23 protein-coding genes are annotated in these 20,367 nt (G+C 70.1%); 3 read left to right on the top strand and 20 right to left on the bottom strand.

The genetic code is table 11. The annotated features are described in order from the left end of the window. Nucleotides 1–40 precede the first annotated feature (40 nt). Nucleotides 41–340, bottom strand: coding sequence for an STAS domain-containing protein (locus tag KUV85_RS07985; RefSeq protein WP_219962678.1), 300 nt, complete (start codon nt 338–340; stop codon nt 41–43). Nucleotides 341–479: 139 nt separating this feature from the next. On the opposite strand from KUV85_RS07985, the gene KUV85_RS07990 reads away from it, so the two are divergent. Then, entirely contained in the window at nt 480–1,115 is a 636-nt protein-coding gene (locus KUV85_RS07990) for a cob(I)yrinic acid a,c-diamide adenosyltransferase (protein ID WP_219962679.1), read from the top strand. Beyond that, on the top strand, nt 1,112–2,059 hold the full coding sequence (locus KUV85_RS07995; protein ID WP_219962680.1) for a transglycosylase SLT domain-containing protein: 948 nt from the start codon (nt 1,112–1,114) through the stop codon (nt 2,057–2,059). The genes KUV85_RS07990 and KUV85_RS07995 overlap by 4 nt, the downstream gene beginning before the upstream one ends. A 21-nt stretch (nt 2,060–2,080) precedes the next feature. Here the strand turns inward: KUV85_RS07995 and KUV85_RS08000 are convergent, their stop codons facing one another. Further along, nucleotides 2,081–2,728 carry a LysE family translocator gene (locus KUV85_RS08000; RefSeq protein ID WP_219962681.1) on the bottom strand — a complete coding sequence of 216 codons (648 nt, stop codon included), beginning with the start codon at nt 2,726–2,728 and terminating at the stop codon, nt 2,081–2,083. Between the two features lie 231 nt (nt 2,729–2,959). Here KUV85_RS08000 and KUV85_RS08005 point away from each other — a divergent pair, with 231 nt between their 5' ends. Further along, nucleotides 2,960–5,344: an immune inhibitor A domain-containing protein gene (locus tag KUV85_RS08005; protein WP_219962682.1), complete on the top strand. Its 2,385-nt coding sequence runs from the start codon at nt 2,960–2,962 to the stop codon at nt 5,342–5,344. A 48-nt stretch (nt 5,345–5,392) separates the two neighbouring features. Here the strand turns inward: KUV85_RS08005 and KUV85_RS08010 are convergent, their stop codons facing one another. The 18 genes from KUV85_RS08010 to rho form a co-directional block, all read right to left on the bottom strand. Then, nucleotides 5,393–5,824: a hypothetical protein gene (locus KUV85_RS08010; protein ID WP_219962683.1), complete on the bottom strand. Its 432-nt coding sequence runs from the start codon at nt 5,822–5,824 to the stop codon at nt 5,393–5,395. 60 nt (nt 5,825–5,884) lie between these two features. Next, nucleotides 5,885–6,331 (bottom strand): DUF2550 domain-containing protein, encoded by a 447-nt coding sequence (locus KUV85_RS08015; protein ID WP_219962684.1) that lies wholly within the window; start codon nt 6,329–6,331, stop codon nt 5,885–5,887. Nucleotides 6,332–6,343: 12 nt separating this feature from the next. Beyond that, nucleotides 6,344–6,754, bottom strand: a complete 411-nt coding sequence (locus tag KUV85_RS08020; protein WP_219962685.1) for a F0F1 ATP synthase subunit epsilon — start codon at nt 6,752–6,754, stop codon at nt 6,344–6,346. After that, nucleotides 6,751–8,211: a F0F1 ATP synthase subunit beta gene (atpD, locus tag KUV85_RS08025; protein WP_219962686.1), complete on the bottom strand. Its 1,461-nt coding sequence runs from the start codon at nt 8,209–8,211 to the stop codon at nt 6,751–6,753. The genes KUV85_RS08020 and atpD overlap by 4 nt, the downstream gene beginning before the upstream one ends. Nucleotides 8,212–8,259: 48 nt before the next feature. Continuing rightward, nucleotides 8,260–9,162: a F0F1 ATP synthase subunit gamma gene (locus KUV85_RS08030; protein WP_219962687.1), complete on the bottom strand. Its 903-nt coding sequence runs from the start codon at nt 9,160–9,162 to the stop codon at nt 8,260–8,262. 33 nt (nt 9,163–9,195) lie between these two features. Beyond that, nucleotides 9,196–10,830 (bottom strand): F0F1 ATP synthase subunit alpha, encoded by a 1,635-nt coding sequence (gene atpA / locus KUV85_RS08035; protein WP_219962688.1) that lies wholly within the window; start codon nt 10,828–10,830, stop codon nt 9,196–9,198. A 51-nt stretch (nt 10,831–10,881) separates the two neighbouring features. Next, entirely contained in the window at nt 10,882–11,706 is an 825-nt protein-coding gene (locus KUV85_RS08040) for a F0F1 ATP synthase subunit delta (RefSeq protein ID WP_219962689.1), read from the bottom strand. Next, entirely contained in the window at nt 11,706–12,260 is a 555-nt protein-coding gene (locus tag KUV85_RS08045) for a F0F1 ATP synthase subunit B (protein ID WP_219962690.1), read from the bottom strand. Before KUV85_RS08045 ends, KUV85_RS08040 begins: the two co-directional genes overlap by 1 nt. A gap of 48 nt (nt 12,261–12,308) precedes the next feature. Then, the gene (locus KUV85_RS08050) at nt 12,309–12,512 is read right to left on the bottom strand and encodes an ATP synthase F0 subunit C (RefSeq protein WP_219962691.1); all 204 of its coding nucleotides are present in this window, start codon (nt 12,510–12,512) and stop codon (nt 12,309–12,311) included. Between the two features lie 113 nt (nt 12,513–12,625). Then, nucleotides 12,626–13,396, bottom strand: a complete 771-nt coding sequence (atpB, locus tag KUV85_RS08055; RefSeq protein ID WP_219962692.1) for a F0F1 ATP synthase subunit A — start codon at nt 13,394–13,396, stop codon at nt 12,626–12,628. Between the two features lie 13 nt (nt 13,397–13,409). Beyond that, a complete protein-coding gene (locus KUV85_RS08060; protein WP_219962693.1) occupies nt 13,410–13,664 on the bottom strand; it encodes an AtpZ/AtpI family protein in 255 nt (84 codons plus the stop codon). 30 nt (nt 13,665–13,694) lie between these two features. Further along, on the bottom strand, nt 13,695–14,165 hold the full coding sequence (locus tag KUV85_RS08065) for a hypothetical protein (protein WP_219962694.1): 471 nt from the start codon (nt 14,163–14,165) through the stop codon (nt 13,695–13,697). A 57-nt stretch (nt 14,166–14,222) separates the two neighbouring features. Further along, on the bottom strand, nt 14,223–15,386 hold the full coding sequence (locus KUV85_RS08070; RefSeq protein ID WP_219962695.1) for a glycosyltransferase family 4 protein: 1,164 nt from the start codon (nt 15,384–15,386) through the stop codon (nt 14,223–14,225). A 7-nt stretch (nt 15,387–15,393) separates the two neighbouring features. Next, nucleotides 15,394–16,068: an L-threonylcarbamoyladenylate synthase gene (locus KUV85_RS08075; protein WP_219962696.1), complete on the bottom strand. Its 675-nt coding sequence runs from the start codon at nt 16,066–16,068 to the stop codon at nt 15,394–15,396. Continuing rightward, on the bottom strand, nt 16,065–16,943 hold the full coding sequence (gene prmC / locus KUV85_RS08080; protein WP_219962697.1) for a peptide chain release factor N(5)-glutamine methyltransferase: 879 nt from the start codon (nt 16,941–16,943) through the stop codon (nt 16,065–16,067). The genes KUV85_RS08075 and prmC overlap by 4 nt, the downstream gene beginning before the upstream one ends. Beyond that, the gene (prfA, locus tag KUV85_RS08085) at nt 16,936–18,012 is read right to left on the bottom strand and encodes a peptide chain release factor 1 (RefSeq protein ID WP_219962698.1); all 1,077 of its coding nucleotides are present in this window, start codon (nt 18,010–18,012) and stop codon (nt 16,936–16,938) included. The genes prmC and prfA overlap by 8 nt, the downstream gene beginning before the upstream one ends. A gap of 144 nt (nt 18,013–18,156) precedes the next feature. After that, nucleotides 18,157–18,363: a 50S ribosomal protein L31 gene (gene rpmE / locus KUV85_RS08090; protein ID WP_219962699.1), complete on the bottom strand. Its 207-nt coding sequence runs from the start codon at nt 18,361–18,363 to the stop codon at nt 18,157–18,159. Between the two features lie 128 nt (nt 18,364–18,491). Next, complete coding sequence (rho, locus tag KUV85_RS08095; RefSeq protein WP_219962700.1) at nt 18,492–20,273, bottom strand: transcription termination factor Rho; 1,782 nt, start codon at nt 20,271–20,273, stop codon at nt 18,492–18,494. Nucleotides 20,274–20,367: the final 94 nt, after the last annotated feature.

A 20,367-nucleotide genomic window follows, 5' to 3' on the forward strand; every position in this document is an offset into this window, starting at 1 on the left:
GCGATGGGGACGACTCCCCATCGGGCGATCCCGCCGCCGCTCACGCGCCGACGGGCGTGGACTCGGCACGGACGAACCGGTGCAACCGGGTCAGGTGGAGCAGGCGCCGGATCGGGGCCGAGGCTCCCCGGAGCCTGACCTGCCGTCCCGCGCGGCAGCTGGCCGCCGCGAGCATCCGCAGGGCGGTCGCGTCCACGGCGGTCACGTCCGCGACGTCCAGCACGGCCCGGTCGCCGTACCGGTCCAGGTGCCGGTGGACCTCCCCGCGGATCGCGGCGGTCGAGCGTCCCGTCAGGTCGCCCGACAACCGCAGCGTGGTGCCGTCAGCCATGATGTCCATGTGTCCCTCTCGGTGGGGGCACACCCCGAGAACTGGGTGCTTCCACCCCTCCAGACGCACGACGGCCCGGTTTGGTTGCATCCCGGCGGCAACGAGATCCTCGGGAGCACCCGCGGACCGGCACGAGACAGGAGCAACAGTGGTCAACCTGACCCGCATCTACACCCGCACCGGGGACGCCGGCGAGACGCGCCTGGGCGACATGAGCCTCGCCGCCAAGACCGACCTGCGGCTCGAGGCCTACGCCAACTCCGACGAGGCCAACGCCCACCTCGGCGTGGCCGTGGCCACCGGCGGGCTGGACGCGGACGTGGTGGCCGTGCTCCATCACGTCCAGAACGACCTCTTCGACGTCGGGGCGGACCTGTCCAACCCCGTCACCCCCGATCCCGAGTACCCGCCGCTGCGGGTCGAGCAGGACTACGTCGACCGGCTCGAGGAGTGGTGCGACCGCTACAACGAGGACCTGCCGAAGTTGCGCTCGTTCATCCTCAACGGCGGGACCCCCGCCGCGGCACACCTCCATGTCGCGCGCACCGTCACCCGCCGTGCCGAGCGGGCCGGCTGGGCGGCGTACGCCGAGCACGGCGAGACGATGAACAAGCTGGCCATCACCTACCTCAACCGGCTCTCCGACCTGCTGTTCATCCTGGCGCGGTACGCGAACCGGGCGGAGGGGGACGTGCTGTGGGTGCCCGGCGGTGAGCGGACGGAGCGAGGAACGAGCGGAGTCCGCGACACCGCGGACCAGCGCGGCGGTGAGCGGGGCCGATGACCCGGCGGCGCCGCACCGTCGCGGCCGTCCTCGCGGCGGCCACGTTGCTCGCTGCCTGCAGCAACGGACCGGACGGGGCGCCGGGCACCGCGGGGCCGGACGCACCGGCTCCGTCCGCGGTGGAGACCACTTCACCGCCCCGCTTCGACCCGCAGGAGCCGGCCGACGGTCCGGCAGACCTCGCCCGGCGGGTCACCGACGCCGAGGACGCCGTACGCCGCTCGGCAACGCCGGGCGAGCAGGTCCGGGCGGCGGCGTTCGAGCTCCAGGTGCTCTACCGCCAGCTGGGGCGGCGTGGCGGATGGCACGACCGGGTGGTCGCGGCGGTGCCGCCGCGCCACCGGGACACGGTGCGTGCCCACATCACCGCACGGACCGAGCTCCGGTCGATGCACAGCTCGCTGTCGGACACGCTGCCCGCGTGGCGGATCGTCGACCCGGCGCCGGCGGCGCAGCTGCGCCGCCACTACCGCGACGCCGAGGCGGAGTTCGGGGTGCCGTGGGAAGTGCTCGCGGCGGTCAACCTCGTCGAGACCGGCATGGGCCGTATCCGCGGGACCTCGGTGGCCGGCGCGCAGGGACCGATGCAGTTCATCCCCTCCACCTGGGACGCGTTCGGCCGGGGCGACATCAACGATCCGCGGGACGCCATCATGGCCGCGGCCCGCTACCTCGCCCACAACGGTGGGGGTTCGGGCCGCATCGACAACGCCCTGTTCCGCTACAACAACCACCCGGCGTACGTCGCCGCGGTGAAGGCGTGGGCATCGATCATGACCGAGGACGCGCGCGCATTCCGCGGTTTCTACCACTGGCGCATCATCTACCTGTCCGAGGTCGGCGACGTCTGGCTCCCGGTGGGCTACGACCGCGCCGATCCCGTCCCGGTGCGGCGCTACCTGCGCGAGAACCCCGGCCACCGGCTCAGCACCGCCACCAGCTGACCGGTCCCGGGCCGCACGCGCTCAGTGCGTCGAGCCACTGCCCTGCAGCACGAGGGTGGCGCCCAGGCCGATCATCATCGTGCCGCCGGTCGCGCCGAGGGCGTCGAGACGATGGGGGCGACGGGCGAACCAGGTGCGCGCCTTGCCGGCCGCCAGCGCCCAGATCGAGTCCGAGAGCACCGCGAGCACGCCGAACAGCACGCCCAGGACGACGACCTGCGGCGCCGCGGGTGCCCCGGCGGTGACGAACTGCGGCAGGAAGGCGGCGAAGAAGACGATCGTCTTCGGGTTCGTCGCGCCGACCACCAGGCCGGTGCGGACCGAACGCCACGCCGGCGCCCGCTCCATCGCCACGTCGAGCTCCAGCGCCGCCCGTGCGGCTCCACGGTGCCGGATCGCCTGGACGCCGAGGTAGACCACGTAGCCCGCGCCGAGGACCTTCAGCACGGTGAACGCGGTCGAGGAGGCCGCCACGAGTGCGCCGAGCCCGACCGCGACGCACACGACCTGGAGCACCAGGCCGAGGGCGTTGCCCACGACCGAGAGGAGGGCGTCGCGCCGCCCCACGGTCAGCGCGCGCCCGATGGTGAACAACAGGCTCGGGCCGGGCACCTGGATGAACAGCAGGGAGGCGACCGCGAAGGCGAGGAACTGGCTGGTCGTCGGCACGGCGCAAGTATCGCCGCTCCCCCGTCGTCGGCACCAGTCGCGCGCGACCAAATGAGTCCGTTCAGGGTGTGTTCAAGATCATTTAAGGCGTCTAGAGTCGGTCCACCGGTCGACTCGGCGGCACGGACCGCGGAGTCGTTTTCATCTCGGAACTGAAGGGAACACTTCGTGAGAATCTCGAGGAAGGCTGCCGGACTGATCAGTCTGGCTTTCGCCGCCACCGGGCTCAGCGTGACCTACGCTGACGGCCCGGCGACCGCCACACCCCCGGTGGTCGGCCAACCCGATCCGGACACGGCCACGCCGACCGACGCGCTGCCGAACCCGATCTCGGACAAGCAGGACCGCCTCCGGCAGGAGGCCGTGGCCCAGGTGCTCAAGGGTGAGACCAAGCCGCGCCGCATCAACGGCAACCGGGTGGTGCGTCTGGGTGACGAGCCGGCCGCGGCGACGTCCCAGCGGGGCCACACCCGGCGCTCGCAGGCCAAGACCGAGCGCCAGCCGCAGTACGTCGAGCTCGACAACGAGCGCACCGACCGCGTGTTCGTGTTCCTGGTCGAGTTCGGCGACGAGCGCCACCCCGACTTCCCCGACCAGGACACCGACCCCGACACCGAGGGTCCGGCGAGGTTCGACGGACCGCGCTTCAACGAGATCCCCGAGCCCGGTCCGAACGACAACACCACCCAGTGGGAGCCCGAGTACGACCGGGAGTACTACGAGGACCTCTACTTCGGTGAGGGCCAGGGCGTGGAGTCGCTCAAGACCTACTACGAGAAGCAGTCCTCGGGTCGCTACTCCGTCGAGGGCAACGTCACCGAGTTCACCAAGGTCCAGTACAACCAGGCGCGCTACGGCCGGAGCAACGGCGAGCCGTGCGCCGGGATCGTGTGCAACAACACCTGGGCGCTGATCGAGGACGGCATGGAGCAGTGGGTCGAGGACCAGCGTGCTGCCGGCAAGTCCGACGCAGCGATCCGCGAGGAACTGGCGACCTTCGACGTCCGTGACCGCTACGACTACGACGGCGACGGCAACTTCGACGAGCCCGACGGTTACCTCGACCGCTTCCAGATCGTCCACGCCGGCGGCGACCAGGCCGACGGTGACCCGATCTACGGCGAGGACGCCATCTGGAGCCACCGCTGGTACACCAACTACCAGGACTTCGGACAGACGGGTCCCTCGGAGAACCTCTCCGGCGGCACCGAGATCGGTGACACCGGCCTGTGGGTCGGTGACTACACCGTGCAGCCCGAGAACGGCGGGCTGTCGGTCATCGCCCACGAGTACGGCCACGACCTCGGCCTGCCCGACCACTACGACACCGCCGCGAGCGGCGACAACCCCGTCAGCTGGTGGACACTGATGGCCCAGAGCCGCGTGTCGGCGAAGGGCGACCAGGGCCTCGGCACCCGTGCCGCCGACCTGGGTGTGTGGGACAAGCTGCAGCTGGGCTGGCTCGACTACGAGACGGTCGTCGCGGGCCAGAACCGCAAGATCGACCTCGGCCCCCACGAGTACAACTCGCCGCGGGCGCAGGGCGTGGCCGTGGTGCTGCCCGACAAGGAGGTCACCACTGACCTGCCCGATCCCGCCGAGGGCGAGCAGCAGTGGTGGAGCGGCTCCGGCGACGACTACACGGCCACGATGTCGCGTGCCGACCTCGAGGTACCCGCTGCGGGTGCCCAGCTGGACCTGAAGCTGAACTACAACATCGAGGAGGACTACGACTACGGCTACCTCGAGGTCGAGGTCCCGGCCGGGAGCGGCAACTGGACCACGCTGCCGACCGACCAGTTCGACGACGACGGTGACGGCGCCGCGGTGGAGGACGGCATCGACGGCGTCAGCGGTGGCTACGTCGACGCCAGCTACGACCTGACGCCCTACGCCGGCCAGACGATCGGCTTCCGCGCCCAGTACCGCACCGACGGTGCCGTGCAGGGCCAGGACCCCGAGCTGGACTGGTCCGGGCTGTTCGTCGACGACATCGTCCTCACCTCCGGTGGCCAGACGCTGTTCGCCGACGGTGCGGAGAACCCGCCGAACGGGTGGAGCCTCAACGGGTTCCAGGCCGTGGGCGGGGAGCAGACCCAGGAGTTCGACCAGTTCTACCTGGCGAGCAACCGGGCGTACGTGTCCTACGACCGCTACCTCGAGACGGGCCCGTACAACTTCGGGTTCCCCGAGCAGCCTGACCGGGCGGAGCACTTCCCGTACCAGAACGGACTGCTGGTCAACTACTGGGACACCTCCTACACCGACAACAACACCAGCCAGCACCCCGGCCACGGCCTGGTGCTGCCGGTCGATGCCCACCCCGAGGTCGACTACAACCTCGAGGGTGAGGCGTGGCGTGGTCGTATCCAGACCTACGACGCGCCGTTCGGCAAGGAGCGCGTTGACTCCTTCCCCCTCCACGTGGACGGCAAGCGCAGCTACGTGCGCGGCGGCAAGGGCAACAACGTCTTCAAGGACAACGACCCCGACCGCTACTACGCGCCGTACGCCGAGGCGGGCATGGAGCGGATCGGCGTCAAGGTCGCCGGCGCCGGGGTGAAGATCAAGGTGCTCAAGCAGAAGGGACCGCGGATGACGATTCGCGTCAGGTGACCTCCCCCGGCGGGAGGTGACCGACCGGCGCCCCGCGGGTCCTGCGTGTCAGGAACCGCGGGGCGTCGTCATGTCACCGACCACCACGACGACCGGGTGACCGGAGTGCTCGCGGTCCGGACGCGACTGGCCCGTCACCCGGACGGACTGGTCGACGCGGAGCGCGGTCACGTCACCGCCGACGAGCGCCCAGCGCACCCCGTTGCCGTCCTCGAGCACGGCGTGGTCATCACCCACCGAGACGACCACGCCGACCAGGCGCACCTTGGTACCCGCATCGGAGGGCGTCGTCGGCGGGCGGGTGGGGGCGGCCGACGTGGGCAGCGGCGTCGCCGTTCCGGGGCTCGTGGCAGGCTCGCCGTCGTCCGACGCTCGCTGCGTCGCATCGCCACAGGCGGTGATGCCCAGGCAGAGGACCACGAGCGCCACGAGGCCCGGGGCACACCAGGACGGGACCTGGCGGGTGCGGGGAACGGTCATGACTCTGGGACGTACGACGTCCGCCGCCGGTTCCCGGCCGGCCCCGGTTCGGATCCGACCTCAGGCGAGCCGGTTCCAGTCGGTGCCGGGGGGTCGCGCCTCCAGCCAGGCCTGGAAGCCCATCAGCGAGGCGGCGCTCATGGCGAACTCGACCTCGCCGTCCGGCGACCCGCACCGGATCACGAGGTGGTCGGGGTACAACGAGGCCTGCTCGGCCCCCATCGGTTCGCGGCGGCCGTCGTAGCTGAGCTGGTCGCGCTCCCAGACAACCTTGGGCCCGGGCCACAGCGTGAAGATGCGGAACCACTCCAGGCGCTCCCCGGAGTAGCGTCCCAGCCCCAGCACCCAGCCCCGGCCCGACTGCTCGGGCCGGAGCCGGTGGCTGAGTTCGAACGTGCCACCGTGACGTGCCAGGAGCCGGCGTCGGAGCACCATGCCCAGCACGGCGGCCACGGCGAGGAGCAGCATCAAGCCGCAGAACTGCAGCAGCCACTCCCACCACGTCATGTCAGCGACGCATCATCGGCGTGAGGCGATCTTCTCCGCTGCCCGGATCCGGGCCTCGGCACGACGGATCCGGCGGATGGCGTCGTCGTCGACCCCGATGAGCTGGCCGGCCTCCTCCAACTCGACCTTGGCCTTGTCCACGACGATGTCCTCCGCGAGCACGATGTGCTCGGAGAGGATCGAGACCCGGTCGTCGGCCACCGAGATGAAGCCACCGTCGGCCGCAGCGATGACGACCTCCTCGGTGCCGTCGACCTGGATCTCCACCACCGCGTCGGTGAGCACCGACAGCATCGGGGCGTGGCCGCGCAGGATGCCGACGTCACCCTCGGTGGTGCGCGCGATCACCATCGCCGCGTCACCGGACCACACGGTCCGGTCGGCGGCAACGAGCTCGACGTGCAGCGGCGAGACCTCGGTCATCCCAGGTCCTTCTGGATCTCGTCCCAGTTGCGCTCGACGTCCTCGAGGCCACCGCACATGAAGAACGCCTGCTCCGCGACGTGGTCGTACTCGCCGTCACAGATCTTGTTGAACGCCTCGATGGTCTCCGAGACCGGGACCGTCGAGCCCTCCATGCCGGTGAACTGCTTGGCGACGTAGGTGTTCTGCGACAGGAAGCGCTGGATGCGGCGCGCCCGGGAGACGATGACCTTGTCCTCCTCGGACAGCTCGTCCACACCGAGGATCGCGATGATGTCCTGGAGCTCCTTGTTGCGCTGCAGGATCTGCTTGACGCGGATCGCGCAGTCGTAGTGCGCATTGCCGATGTACTGGGGGTCAAGGATCCGCGAGGTCGAGGTCAGCGGGTCCACCGCCGGGTAGATGCCCATCGACGCGATCTCGCGGTTCAACTCCGTGGTGGCGTCCAGGTGCGCGAACGTCGTGGCCGGCGCCGGGTCGGTGTAGTCGTCGGCCGGCACGTAGATCGCCTGCATCGAGGTGATCGAGTGGCCACGCGTGGAGGTGATGCGCTCCTGCAGGACACCCATCTCGTCGGCCAGTGTCGGCTGGTAGCCCACGGCCGAGGGCATGCGGCCCAGCAGGGTCGAGACCTCTTGGCCGGCCTGGGTGAACCGGAAGATGTTGTCGATGAACAGCAGCACGTCCTGCTCCTGCACGTCACGGAAGTACTCCGCCATCGTGAGCGCGGACAGCGCCACCCGCAGCCGAGTGCCCGGGGGCTCGTCCATCTGGCCGAAGACCAGGGCGGTCTGGCCGATGACGCCGGCCTCCTCCATCTCGACGATCAGGTCGTTGCCCTCGCGGGTGCGCTCGCCGACGCCGGCGAACACCGAGACGCCGCCGTGGTCCTTCGCGACGCGGGCGATCATCTCCTGGATGAGCACCGTCTTGCCGACGCCGGCGCCGCCGAACAGGCCGATCTTGCCGCCCTGGACGTAGGGCGTGAGGAGGTCGATGACCTTGATGCCCGTCTCGAACATCTGGGTCTTGGACTCCAGCTGGTCGAAGGCCGGGGCCTTGCGGTGGATGCCCCAGCGCTCGTCGACCTCGAGGGTCTCGCCCTCGGCGAGGTTGAGGCAGTCGCCGGTCGCGTTGAACACCTTGCCGAGGGTCGCCTCGCCGACCGGGACACTGATCGGCCCACCGGTGTCGACGACGGTGGCGCCCCGGACCAAACCGTCGGTGGGCTTCAGCGAGATGGCGCGGACCATGCCGTCACCGATGTGCTGCGCGACCTCGAGGGGCAGGGTGGCGGTCTCGCCACCGAGGGTGACCTCGGTGGTGAGCTTGTTATAGATGTCGGGCATCGCGTCGACGGGGAACTCCACGTCGACGACCGGCCCGATGACGCGCGCGATCCGACCCGTCGAGCCGGCCGCACCACTGGTGGTGGTCTCTTCAACCGTTGCAGTCATTGCTTCACTCCATGAATTTCGTGGCCGTTGCTTGGGTGGGCCGGATGGTCAGTCGTTGGCAGCCTGGGCGTCGGCCAACGCATTGACGCCACCGACGATCTCGCTGATCTCCTGGGTGATGCCGGCCTGGCGCGCCTGGTTGGCGATCCGGGTGAACTTCTTGATGAGCTCGTCGGCGTTGTCGGTCGCCGCCTTCATCGCCTTCTGGCGCGCGGCGAGCTCGGAGGCCGCCGCCTGCAGCAGGCAGAAGAAGATCCGGCTCTGCACGTACTGGGGCAGCAGCGAGTCCAGCACCGACTCCGGGGACGGCTCGAACTCGTACAGCGGCAGCAGGTCGGCGTCGTCGGGAGTCTCCTCGCCCTCGACCACCGACAGCGGCAGCAGGCGAATCGCGGTCGGCTCCTGCACCAGCATCGACTTGAACCGGGTGTAGACCACGTGGACCTCGTCGACCCCCTCGTCGTCGACGAAGGTGTCGATGAGCGTCTGGCCGATCTCGGCCGCGACGTCATAGGTCGGCTGGTCGGAGAACCCGGTCCAGGACTGCACGACCGGGCGCTGGCGGAACTTGAAGTACGCCTCACCCTTGCGGCCGGTGATGTAGTGCTGGACGTCCTTGCCCTCCTCACGGAGGAGAGTCGTGAGCCGGTCGGCCTCCTTGAGCACGCTCGAGGAGTACGCACCGGCCAGTCCACGGTCGCTGGTCACGATCAGCACGGCGGCACGCCGCGGCTCCTCCGGCTCGGTGGTCAGCGGGTGGTCCACGTTGGAGTACGTGGCCACCGCCGACACCGCGCGGGTGAGCTCGTGGGCATACGGCGCCGCCGCCTTGGCCCGCTGCTGGGCCTTGATGATCCGCGACGCAGCAATGAGCTCCATGGCGCGCGTGATCTTCTTCATCGACTCCGTCGACTTGATCCGCGCACGGTACTCACGCAGCGATACAGCCATCAGCGACCACCCTTGTCTTCGTTGCGCACGCCGTCAGCTCCGCTTCTGCTTGACGATCTGCTCCTGACCGACCTCGTCGTCCTCCATCGCGTCCGAGGACTCGGTGCCGGCGTGGATGCCGCCACCCTCGGTGGTCTCGAACTGCTTGAGGAACTCGTCGTACGCCGCCGCGGCAGCGTCCTCGTCCTCGAAGCGGTTGGTCTCACGGATGCCGTCCATGATCCCGGCGTGGGAGCGCTTGACGTAGTCGATGAACTCCTGCTCGAAGCGGAGGACGTCGTCGGTCGGCACCTTGTCCAGGCGGCCGGTGGTGCCCAGCCACAGTGACAGGGTCATGTCCTCCAGCGGGTACGGGGAGTACGCCGGCTGCTTGAGCAGCGCCATGAGCCGCTGGCCCCGCTCGAGCTGCTTCTTCGACGCGGCGTCGAGGTCGGAGGCGAACATCGCGAACGCCTCCATGGCGCGGTACTGCGCCAGGTCGACCTTCAGCGAACCGGTGACTCCCTTGAGCGCCTTGGTCATCGCCGACCCCCCCACCCGGGAGACCGACACACCGACGTCGATCGCAGGGCGCTGGTTGGACGCGAACAGGTCCGACTGCAGGAAGATCTGGCCGTCGGTGATCGAGATGACGTTGGTCGGGATGTAGGCCGACACGTCGTTGGCCTTGGTCTCGATGATCGGCAGGCCGGTCATCGAGCCCTTGCCCATCTCGTCGGAGAGCTTCGCGCAGCGCTCCAGCAGGCGGGAGTGCAGGTAGAACACGTCGCCCGGGTAGGCCTCACGGCCCGGCGGACGGCGCAGCAGCAGCGACACGGCGCGGTAGGCCTCGGCCTGCTTGGTGAGGTCGTCGAAGACCACCAGAACGTGCTTGCCCTCATACATCCAGTGCTGGCCGATCGCGGACCCCGTGTAGGGCGCGAGGTACTTGAAACCGGCACTGTCGGAGGCGGGCGCCGCAACGATGGTGGTGTACTCCAGCGCACCCGCCTCCTCGAGGGCACCGCGCACCGATGCGATGGTGGAGCCCTTCTGGCCGATGGCGACATAGACGCAGCGCACCTGCTTGTCCGGGTCGCCGGAGTCCCAGTTCTGCTTCTGGTTGATGATGGTGTCGATCGCGATCGTGGTCTTGCCCGTCGCGCGGTCGCCGATGATGAGCTGGCGCTGGCCACGGCCGATCGGCGTCATGGCGTCGATCGCCTTGATACCGGTCGCCATGGGCTCGTGGACCGACTTGCGCTGGGTCACCGACGGGGCCTGGAGCTCCAGCGCACGGCGGGCGGTCGACTCGATGTCGCCGAGACCGTCGATGGGCTTGCCCAGCGGGTCGACCACGCGGCCCATGAACTTGTCGCCGACCGGGACCGAGAGGATCTCGCCGGTGCGGCGGACCTCCTGGCCCTCCTCGATCTGGTCGAAGTCACCGAGGACGACGACACCGATCTCGCGCTCCTCGAGGTTCAGGGCGAGGCCGAGGGTGCCGTCCTCGAACTCGAGCAGCTCGTTGGCCATCGCCGAGGGGAGACCGCTGACGCGTGCGATGCCGTCCGCGGCGGCCGCGACGGTGCCGACCTCTTCCTTGCTGGCCGCGTCCGGCTGGTAGTCGGCGACGTGCTTGGCCAGCGCGTCGCGGATCTCATCGGGACGGATGGAGAGTTCCGTCATCGTCTCGTCCTTCTCTCTCGGATTCGTGGGTCGAATGTCAGGGTCGCTGGATCAACCAGCGAGGAGTCGTCGGGCGTCGGCCAAGCGGCTGGAGACGGTGCCGTCGATGACATCGTCCCCGATCTCGACCCGGATACCGCCGACGACCTCGGGGTCGACGACGACATTGAGGTGCACGGGGCGGCCGTACTGCCGGCTGAGCGACTCGGCGAGGCGCTGCGTGTCGGCCTCGGAGAGCTCCCGGGCAACGCGGACCGTGGCGACGTTCTCACCGTGCACGTCCGCGGCCACCTCCTGGTACTCCTCGAGGGCGACCGACACCGAGCGGTGGCCCCCGGTCAGTGACTGCCGGGCCAGCAGCACCGTGGCTGCCAGCGCCTTGCCGTCCAGCAGCGAGGACAGCAGCTCCTGCTTGGCCACCACGGGACGTGCCGGGTCCGAGAGCGCGGTGCGCAGCTCGGCGTGGTCGTCCACGAGCGAGCGCAGGGAGAACAGCTCCCCCACGAGCTTCTCGGTGTCGCTGCCGGTCGAGCGGACCGCGGCGATGACGCCGAGGTGCTCCAGGGCGTCGGCGAGGTCGCGCGCGCGACTCCACCGGTGCTGCACCGCCGAGCGGACCAGGTCCAGCGTGCCGCCGGTGACCTTCGCGGAGAACAGCTCCTCGACCAGGCCCGTGCGGGCCTCGGCCGGGACCGAGCTGTCGGTCGCGAAGCGCCGCAGCGCACCCTCACCCCGCAGGGTGCCGGCGACCGAGAACAGCTCCTCGGCCACCGCACCCAGCTCACCGCTCGCCGTGTCGGCGAGGGAGGCGAGCTGGTCGGTGAGCTCGGCCACGGCGTCGGACGAGCCGCCACGGAAGCCGTATCGAACCGTCATCAGTTCGCCGTCCCGCCTGCGCCGTCGGTCTCGAGGTCGGCGAGGAAGCGCTCCACGACGCGCGACTGGCGTGCGTCGTCCTCGAGCGACTCCCCGACGATGCGACCAGCCAGGCCGGTGGCCAGGCTGCCGACCTCGCTGCGCAGCGAGGCCACCGCCTGCTGCCGCTCGGCCTCGATCTGGGTGCGACCGTGCTCGAGGATGCGCTCGGACTCGCTGTTGGCCTGCTCGCGCATCTCCGCGACGATCGCGGCACCCTGCTCACGGGCCTCCTCGCGGATGCGAGCCGCCTCGTGACGGGCATCGGCGAGCTGCTGCTCGAGCTCGGCCAGCTTGGCGTCGGCCTCGGCCTGCTTGGTCTCCGCCGCGTTGAGCCCTCCCTCGATGGCGGCCGTGCGCTCGGCGTAGGCCTTCTCGAAGTTGGGTACGACGAACTTCCAGATGCCGTAGATGACGATCGCGAAGATGATCGCGCCGAGGATGATCTCGGACACGACGGGCACGAGCGGGTTGTGCTCTCCCTCGGCTGCTGCGAGCAGAACTTCAGTGGTCATCGTGGATCTCCCTGTCCCGGACTCTCCGATGTTGCGAGCGGGTCAGTCCTAGAGGACGAACGCGATGGCGAGCGTGATGATGAACAGGGCCTCAGCCAGCACGAAGCCGAGGATCGCGCGGCCGAACAGCACGTTCGCAGCCTCGGGCTGACGGGCGATCCCGCTGATCAGGGCAGCGAAGATCAGGCCGATCGCGACACCGGGGCCGATCGCCGAGAGGCCGAGACCGATCAGGTTGAGGTTGCCGTCCATGGGCTTTTCCTTTCGTCGGCGACGCGTCGGTCGCGCCGCTGTTGGCGAAAATCGTGGGTTTCAGTTGTGGAGGTGGTCGGTGTGGCCGGGTGGCCAGCACGACGCGGTGCGGCTCAGTGGTCCTCGGCGATGGCCTCGCCGATGTACATGGCCGACAACAGGGTGAAGACGTAGGCCTGGAGGAACATCACGATGATCTCCAGGAAGCCCACGAGCACGCCCATGACGAACGCGAGCACGCCGGTCGCGGCGTACAGCACGTTGCCACTGGTCAGCAGGTAGGCACCGCCGGTCGCGAACAGCGCCAGCAGCAGGTGCCCGGCGAACATGTTGCCGAACAGACGCAGCGTGAGCGTGAACGGCCGGACGACGATGTTGGAGAGGAACTCCAGCGGCACCAGCAGGACCAGGATCCAGGGCGGGACGCCGCTGGGGACGGTCGCGTGCTTGAAGTAGCCCAGCGCTCCGTGGCGCCACATGCCGGCACCGATGAACACCAGCCACGAGACCAGCGCCATCGGGATGATGTAGCCGATCCGCGAGAACGTGGGGAACTGCAACAGCGGGACGATGCCGTAGTAGTTGTTGATGATGATGAACATGAAGAGGCCGAAGAGGTACGGCACGAACTTCATGTAGTGGTCGGCACCGATGTTGTCGCGCGCGATCGAGTTGCGCACGAAGTCATAGGCCTGCTCGCCGGCGAACTGCAGGCGGCCCGGCACCACCGCGGCCTGGCGGGAGGCGAGGTGCATGACGCCGATGACGATGACGGCCGACAGCGTCAGCAGGACCATCGGCTTGGTGATCTCCCAGACGATGGGAGGGAGCTCGAAGAGCCCGGGGCCCGGCGCGATGAACTCCTCGGCGGCGGTCACGCTCACTTGGTCTCCTGCCCTACTTGTCGTGCTTGGTGGTCTCGTGCTTGTTCGGAAGGCCGCCGAAGCGGGCGAAGGTCATGTACGTGCCGAGACCCGCTCCGAAGAGGATCCCGATGACGACCAGGAACGACGTCCCCAGCCACCGGTCGAGTGCCCAGCCGATCAGACCATAGAACAGCACGCCCGCCACGAGGTAACCGAATGCGTGCCAGGGATCGCCCGGCGGGGAGTCGTCGTGCGGACCTGCAGCTTGATCGTCCTGCTGAGCCATCGCGCGACGGACGATAGCAGGCGGTCGTGATCATCGGACACCGCCCTCGGTCAGATCGAAGAGCAGCTCGCGACGGGTCGCGACGGTGCGCACCTGGACCCCCATCCACAGCAGCGTGCAGGCCACCATGACGCCGGCCAGCCAGCCCGCGTCGAGGGTGCCGTCGACGAGCACCTCACTGCCCTGGAGTCGCGCGAAGACGGCCACGGCGAGCACCACCTGGCCGGCGTAGGTCACCAGGGCGACCAGCAGCGCGGCCGCCGGAAGGAGCCGGGAGACGACGGCGACGACCAGTGCCCCGGTGAGGAAGATGCCCAGCGCCATCGCGGTCCCGACACCCGCGCCACGGGCAGCGGACGGTCCGACGAGGAGCCCGCCCAGCACAGCGGCACCGGCTCCGACGGCGGCGCATCCCAGCCCGACCCAGAGGACCGCCCGGACCTGCGGATCCGCGCCCAGCGAGCCAGGCAGGGGCCTGGTCAGCGGGCTGTCGGTCGTCATGATGGCGGCCGTTCTGCTCGGGGTCACGAGGCGTCGTGGCGACGCTCGTGAAAACTATCACAAGGGGTGCTCGGACTCCGAACCGGTCGACTCCCCCAGGTGGTGCACGTCCGGCAGCGTGGGCACGACCAGCGTGAGCGCCAGGGTCACCGCAAAGCCCACGCCGACCCCCACCCAGACCAGCCACCCGGTCAGCAGGCTGGCCAGCACGGTGCCGAAACCGATGAGCGCGGCCCAGAGCCACATGATCAGCACCGCGCGGCGGTGGGAGTGCCCGATCTCGAGCAGCCGGTGGTGCAGGTGCTGCTTGTCCGGGGCGAACGGCGAGCGTCCGGCCGCCGTACGCCGCACCACCGCGAGCACGAGGTCGGCCAACGGCACGATCAGGATCAGGATCGGTATCGCGATGGGCAGCAGCAGCGGCAGCAGGCTCGCCCGCGCCCCGTCGGCACCACTGGCGATGTCGACCGAGGAGAACCCCGTGGTCACCGAGATCGCCGCCCCCGAGAGCACCAGCCCGATCAGCATGGAGCCGCTGTCGCCCATGAACAGCCGCGCCGGATGGAAGTTGTGCACCAGGAAGCCGGCGCAGGCACCGGCCAGCGCGGCCGACAGCAGGGCCCCCGTGCTGGCCCGACCGACGTCGTTGACCACGGTGAGGAGGTAGCAGAACAGGAAGAACGCCGTGGCCCCGATGCCGATCACGCCCGCGGCCAGCCCGTCGAGCCCGTCGATGAAGTTGACCGCGTTGACGGTGGCCAGCACGACCAGCGCGGTGAGCAGGACCGCCTGGGCCTCGTCGAGCGAGAACTGCTCGCCGTTGGGCTGGATGAAGAAGCGGTACCGGACTCCGGAGTAGACCAGGATCCCGACCGCGAGCACCTGGCCGCCGAACTTGGTCAGCGCGTCGAGGTCGAAGATGTCGTCCAGGACGCCCACCGCGCAGATCAGCGCGCCGGCGACGAGCACCCCGGCCGCGTCCTCCCGGGCGAAGGGGCCGAGGTTGGACCCCAGGAACGGCAGCTCCCGCGCCACGACGTACGCCGACGCGAGGCCGCCGAGCATCGCCAGCCCGCCCAGGTACGGGATCGGCTCGGCGTGCACGTCGCGGTCGCGGACCTTGGCCACCGCACCGGTCCGCACGGCGATCTCGCGGGCGATCACGGTCAGCAGGAAGGTCACCGCCCCGGCGACCAGGAAGACGACGACGTACTCGCGCATCCGGGGGCTAGTCCCCCGACTCGGTCTCGACGGTCACGTCGAGGTCGGCCAACGTGGCGTCCAGGTCGGCGACGTCGATCGCGCCCCGGCGCAGCAGCCGCGGCCGCTCGGCCGTGGCGTCGATGATCGTCGACGGCGTCGCTCCGCCCGAGGCACCGCCGTCGACGACGAGGGCCACCCGGCCGTCCAGCATCTGCTCGGCGGCGTCGGCGTCGACCGCCGCCGGCTCGCCGGTGAGGTTGGCCGAGCTCACCGCGAGCGGGCCGGTCCGCTCCAGCAGGTCGCGGGCGAGGTCGTGGTCGGGCATCCGCACGGCGACGGTGCCGCGGGTGTCGCCCAGGTCCCATCGCAGCGACTGCTGCTGGTGGCAGACCAGGGTCAGCGCACCGGGCCAGTGGGCGGTGATCAGGCTGCGGGCGTAGTCGGGGACGCGCGTGGCGAGCGCGTCGACCGTGCCCGGTGAGGAGACCAGCACCGGCGGCGGCATGTCCCGGCCGCGCCCCTTCGCCTCGAGCAGGCGCTTGACCGCCGCCGGGTCGAAGGCGTCGGCGGCCAGGCCGTAGACGGTGTCGGTCGGGAAGACGACCAGCTCGCCGCGCTGGATGGCTCGGCTCGCCGCCTCCAGGGCGTCGTCGTACTCCTCCGCACTCGTGGTGGGCAACCGCTGCGTCACGGAGGTCATGTTGCCAGTCGTGCCGTGGTGAAGCGGGGACGGCCCGCCAGGTCGTGGTGGTCACGAACCGTGCTCCACCGTCCCGACCGGACGAAGACGGCGGGCACCGCGTCGCCCTGGGCGTCGGCGTGCTCGACCCCGAGCACTCCCCCGCGCCGCAGCAGGAGCGCCGCGCGGTGCTCCAGCACCCGGATCGCGTCGAGCCCGTCGCGTCCGGAGAAGAGTGCGAGGTGCGGGTCGTGGTCGCGGGCCTCGGGGGCCACCGACTCCCAGGCGTCGAGGGGGACGTAGGGCGGGTTGCACACCACGACGTCGACGCTGCCGACGAGGTCGTCGAAGGCGGCAGCGAAGTCGCCACGCCGCAGGTCGACCCCGGTGCCGGCGAGGTTGCGGGAGGCCCACCCGTGCGCCGCCTCGTCGAGCTCGACCGCGTGCACCCGGGCCTCGGGAACCTCGTCGGCGATCGCGCGCGCGATCGCGCCCGACCCGGTGCACAGGTCGACGACGACCGGGGGGCCGGTGAGGCCGGGCGCCGTCGCCGCCTCGATCGCCCAGCCGGCCAGCAGCTCGGTCTCGGGGCGGGGGACGAACACGCCCGGTCCGACCGCCAGCTCGACGTGGCGGAACGCCGCGACGCCGGTCAGGTGCTGCAGCGGCTCCCGCTCGGCGCGTCGCGCGACCAGCGCGTCGTACGTCGCGGCGTCAGCGCCGGCCACGTCGTCGACCAGGACGAGCTCGCCGCGGGAGCGGCCGAGTACGTGTGCCAACAAGGCCCCGGCGTCGTGCTCCGGGCTGGGTACGCCGGCCGCGGCCAGCCGCGTGGTGGCCTCGCGGACGAGGTCGCGGGGCGTCGACGGGCTCACCAGCGGTGGCGGCTCACCCACCGGAGCCCTCCTCGAGTGCGGCGAGGCGCTCGGCCATGTCGGCGTCGACACAGGAGGCGAGGACCGGACCGAGGTCGCCGTCGAGCACTTGGTCGAGGTTGTAGGCCTTGTAGCCAGTGCGGTGGTCGGAGATCCGGTTCTCGGGGAAGTTGTAGGTGCGGATCCGCTCGGAACGGTCCACGGTGCGGACCTGGCTGCGGCGGGCCTCGCCGGCGGCGGCGTCGGCCTCCTCCTGCGCGGCGGCCAGGAGTCGGGCACGGAGGATCCGCAGCGCCTGCTCCTTGTTCTGCAGCTGGCTCTTCTCGTTCTGGCAGCTCACCACGATGCCGGTCGGCTCGTGGGTGATCCGGACGGCCGAGTCGGTCGTGTTGACGCTCTGGCCGCCGGGCCCCGAGCTGCGGAAGACGTCGATGCGCAGGTCGTTGTCGTGGATCTCCACGTCGATGGCCTCGGCCTCGGGCAGCACCAGGACGCCGGCTGCGCTGGTGTGGATGCGGCCCTGGGACTCGGTCACGGGGACGCGCTGCACGCGGTGGACGCCACCCTCGAACTTCAACAGGGCGTACGGCGTCTCCTCGGCGCTGGCGCCCTTCACCGCGACCGTCACGGACTTGTAGCCCCCGAGGTCGGACTCGGTGGCGTCGATCAGCTCGGTCTGCCAGCCGGTGCGCTCGGCGAACCGGGAGTACATCCGCAGCAGGTCGGCGGCGAACAGCGCGCTCTCCTCGCCGCCCTCGCCGGACTTGACCTCCAGCAACGCGTCCTTGTCGTCCGCCGGGTCCCGCGGGACGAGGAGCCGGCGCAACCGCTCGGCCGACTCCTCCCGCGACGTGGCGAGGTCGTCGGCCTCCTCGGCGAAGGCGCCGTCGTCGACGGCGAGCTCACGCGCAGCGGACTCGTCCTCGCCGAGCTGCTGCCACTCCCGCCACCCGGCGATGATGCGGCCGAGCTCGGCGTAGCGCCGGTTCAGCCGCCGCGCGAGGCGGGCGTCGGCATGCGTCTCGGGCTCGGCGAGACGCTGCTCGATCTCGCCGTGCTCGACCAGGAGACCTTCAACGGCCTCGAACATGAGAGAAGTCCCTCCTCCGCAGGATGGATCGCAGCGTCGTTCGGTGCGTGCGATCGCAAGGCGGAGGAGGGAGTCGGCCTCCTAGCGAAGCGGGCCGGCGACCGACGACAACGCAGCGAGTGCGCGTGCCGAGCGGCGCTGGGGCTAGCGCTTGCCGTACTTCTTCTCGAACTTGGCGACGCGACCACCGGTGTCGAGGATCTTCTGCTTGCCGGTGTAGAACGGGTGGCACTTGGCACACACGTCCGCGTGCAGGCTGCCGCTCTCGGAGGTGCTACGGGTCGTGAAGGTGTTGCCGCAGGTGCAGGTCACCTCGGTCACGACGTAGTCGGGGTGGATGTCCTTCTTCATGGTGTCCTCTCATGACGCCGGGTCGCCGCACGGGGTGTGGGCGTGAACCGGAATCGACGTGCCATCCTACGGAGCCCCAACGCTGCGGGCGAATCGGTGATTCCCGCACCGGGCAGGGGGCCTGGTCCTCAGGAGTCCTCGGGCTTGGGGGTGGTCTTCTGGACCTCCATGAGGAACTCCACGTTGGTCCGGGACTTCTTCAGCTTGCCCATCAGCAGCTCGAGGGCCTGCTGACCGTCGAGTGCTGACAGCACCCGGCGCAGCTTCCACACGATCTGGAGCTCGTCGCTGCTCATCAGCAGCTCCTCGCGGCGGGTGCCCGAGGCGACGGCGTCGATGGCGGGGAAGAGCCGCTTCTCGGCGAAGTCGCGCCGCAGCCGCAGCTCCATGTTGCCGGTGCCCTTGAACTCCTCGAAGATCACTTCATCCATCTTCGAGCCGCTCTCGATCAGGGCGGTCGCCAGGATCGTCAGCGAGCCGCCGCCCTCGATGTTGCGGGCGGCGCCGAAGAACTTCTTGGGCGGGTAGAGCGCCGCGGAGTCCACGCCGCCGGAGAGGATCCGGCCGCTGGCGGGGGCGGCGAGGTTGTAGGCCCGGCCGAGGCGGGTGATGCCGTCCAGCAGCACGACGACGTCGTGGCCGGCCTCCACCAGCCGCTTGGCACGCTCGATGCTCAGCTCGGCGACCGTGGTGTGGTCGGTGGCGGGCCGGTCGAAGGTGGAGGAGATGACCTCGCCCTTGACCGAACGCTGGAAGTCGGTGACCTCCTCGGGCCGCTCGTCCACGAGGACCACCATCAGGTGGCACTCGGGGTTGTTGGCGGTGATGGAGTTCGCGACCGACTGCAGGATCATGGTCTTGCCGGCCTTGGCGGGCGAGACGATGAGGCCACGCTGGCCCTTGCCGATGGGCGCCGCGATGTCGATGACGCGTCCGATGAGGTTGTCCGGACCGGTCTCGAGGCGCAGCCGCTCGCTCGGGTAGAGCGGGGTCAGCTTGGAGAACTCCGGCCGCTCCTTGGCCTGCTCGGGGTCGATCCCGTTGACGCTGTCGATGCGCACCATCGGGTTGAACTTCTCCCGGCGCTCCCCCTCGCGGGGCTGGCGCACCTGGCCGACGATGGCGTCACCGCGCCGCAGGCCGTACTTCCGCACCAGCGACAGCGACAGGTAGACGTCGTCGGGACCGGGCAGGTAGCCGCTGGTCCGCACGAAGGCGTAGTTGTCGAGCACGTCGAGGATGCCGGCCGCCGGCACGAGGACGTCGTCCTCACGGATCTCGGTGTCGGGCTCGCGGTTGCCGCCCCGACCACGGCCGCGGCGGCGGTTGCGGTTGCGGTTGCGGCCGTCGTCACCCTGGCCGCCGCCCTGGTTGCCGCCCCCCTGCGGGTTCTGCTGCCCCGGGCGGTTGCCCTGGCCGGACTTCTCCTCGGAGTCGTCCTTGCCCCGGTCCTGGTCCTTGCCGCGGCCCTTGGCCTGGTCGGGCCTGCCCTGCTTGCGCTGGTCGGGCTGGTCCTGCTTGGTCGGCTTGCCCTGGTCGGACTTGCCCTGGTCGGACTTGCCCTGGTCGGACTTGCCCTGGCCGCGGTCCTCGCGGGCCGGCTTCGCACGCTGGTCCTCGCCGTTCGGCGCGTCGGCACGGTCGGGCCGGTTCGACCCGCCCGACTGGGCGGACTGGCCCGACTGGCCTGACTGCTTGGCGTCGGCCGCCTGCTGCGCGTCGGACGTGGCCTGCGACTGCTGGGCCTTGATCGCCTCGACGAGCTGCGCCTTCTTCATGTTGTTGGCGCCGGCGACACCCATGCCGTTCGCCATCGCCTTCAGGTCGGCGATGAGCATGGAGTTGAGCCCACCGCGCTTCTTCGGCGCCTTCTCGGGCGCCGGCGTGGTGGCGTCGGATGCTTCGGTCACGTGAGGTCCTTCCCACGTTGTGCGGCCGTCCTGCTCAACCCCGGGGCGGAGTAGCACGGCGAGCTGGTCAGATCTTCCCCGTCAGAGCACACGG

It is taken from the genome of Nocardioides panacisoli, assembly GCF_019448235.1.
GTDB classification, from domain to species: domain Bacteria; phylum Actinomycetota; class Actinomycetes; order Propionibacteriales; family Nocardioidaceae; genus Nocardioides; species Nocardioides panacisoli_A.